Source organism: Caballeronia grimmiae, assembly GCF_000698555.1.
GTDB classification, from domain to species: domain Bacteria; phylum Pseudomonadota; class Gammaproteobacteria; order Burkholderiales; family Burkholderiaceae; genus Caballeronia; species Caballeronia grimmiae.
This window is the reverse complement of sequence record NZ_JFHE01000108.1, coordinates 1-1,671: the sequence shown is the minus strand read 5'-3', so window position 1 is coordinate 1,671 and position 1,671 is coordinate 1. Positions and strand designations below refer to the sequence as shown.

2 protein-coding genes are annotated in these 1,671 nt (G+C 55.1%); both read left to right on the top strand.

Annotated elements, in window-relative coordinates:
* The coding region (locus BG57_RS33245) for a hypothetical protein (protein ID WP_206539449.1) at positions 1-580 on the top strand (580 nt) is incomplete at its 5' end.
* A 111-nt stretch (positions 581-691) separates the two neighbouring features.
* Entirely contained in the window at positions 692-1,321 is a 630-nt protein-coding gene (locus BG57_RS30780) for a nucleotide-binding protein (RefSeq protein WP_035971057.1), read from the top strand.
* The last annotated feature ends 350 nt before the right edge of the window (positions 1,322-1,671 follow it).

The following is a 1,671-nucleotide window of genomic DNA, read 5'->3' as shown; positions in this document are numbered from 1 at the left end:
TGTTGGTGTCGATGTTCGGCGGGCGTTGTCTGCAGAAGAGTATTTGGCGAAGTTCGGTATCGAACGTCGCTGGGGACCTGAGAACGAGCTTGCGAACACTCATGCGAAGAAAGCTCGGCGCGGTGGTAAGACGCCGTTTGAGCTTTTGTTTGATGCTGCTGAGGGTGATGAGCGAGCTGGTGTTTTGTTTGGAATTTACGCGGCTGCGACGCTTGGCCGTCATCAGGTGGAATTTTCGAAGTCGCTTAGAGCGCGCCTGCGGGAGTTGGGCGTTGATTTCGACGCGACCGATGAAGAGCTCGCCGCGCAGCTTGAGGATTCGAGTCGTGAGTTGGGCAAGCTTTTGGATTCGGATTTTCAGGCGATTGTTGAGGCTGAAAAGCATGATTGCTGGGGATCGCCGTTCGGGCTGGTTTTGATGTTCTGCAAGAAGGAAGGATTTGACGCGACGATGAAGTGGGTTAGGTCGTGGCCGTGGTACAGGAAGCGCGATGTGTTGGCCGAGGGTGCCGAGCATGAAGCAGAGACGTTCACTCGCGTGCCGCGTGCTGCGATGCCTCAGTGGTGGAACTCTGATTAGGTAGCGGCTAGATAGCAGGTATCTAGTTCGTCGCGATGGCTTGTACATAGGCTTTTTGCGGCTTAATCTGTTGGCAATAGCTAGCTGCTAGATAGCAGATAAGGAGAAACGATGGCGGCTGTAATTGCGTTCGTGTCGCAGAAGGGCGGGGTAGGGAAAAGCACGTTAGCTCGTGCTGTTGCTCGCGAGGCTGCGGCGGGGGGCCTTCAAACCAAGATAGCTGATCTCGATACGCAGCAGGGAACCTCGGTTGACTGGCATCGAACCCGCATGGATTCGGGTATTGAGCCGGTCGTATCAGTCGAATCGTATAAGACGGCTTCGCAGGCGCTTGCGGTGGCAAAGCATTTCGATCTTTTGGTTTTGGACGGACCAGCTCGGACGTCTCAGGCTACGTTGGATATTGCCAAGTCGGCTGATTTGGTTGTTCAGCCTACAGGTGCATCGCTTGATGATCTAAGACCGGCGGTTCGCGAGTTTCATGCGCTCGTTAAGGCCGGTGTGGATCGTGGTCGTCTGACATTCGCGTTGAACCGTATCGGCACTGACGCGGAGGAAGCTGATGCACGAGCTTTCTTGGAAGAGGCGGGTTACAGCGTGTTGGAGGGGTGCCTGGTCGAGCGGGCGTCGTATCGGAAGGCACAGAACGCGGGATTTGCAGTCACCGAGACCCGTTATGCGGCGTTGAACGCTCGTGCTGATGCATTGATTCAAGCATTGATTGATCGTATTTCGAGGTGAATAGATGGCTGACTTGTCGAAGTTAAAGAGACGTTCGTTGCCTGCCCCTCCGACGTTTGATGAGGCGAGCGAAAACCTAGGTGCGCCTGAGCACGCTCCGGTGTCGCCCGTTGCAGCGAAGAGGGTGGATGGAAGGTCCGCGCGTAGGTCGAATAGAACGTTGCAGTTCGCGACTCGCGTAAGTCCAGAGTTTGATGAGCGGCTTCGTAGCGTGGCGCAAAGAGATGGTTTGATGCTGGTCGAGCTGCTTGAGCGGGCGCTTGATGCATACGAAGAAGGTAAGGGCAGGGCTTAGCGAGTATTGGATGGCAGCTAGATAGCAGCTAGTTTTAAGCGGATAAATTCGTTTG

Excerpts from the sequence above, each read along its gene's own strand:
- BG57_RS30780 (WP_035971057.1), top strand. The coding sequence starts at position 692 with ATGGCGGCTGTAATTGCGTTCGTGTCGCAGAAGGGCGGGGTAGGGAAA.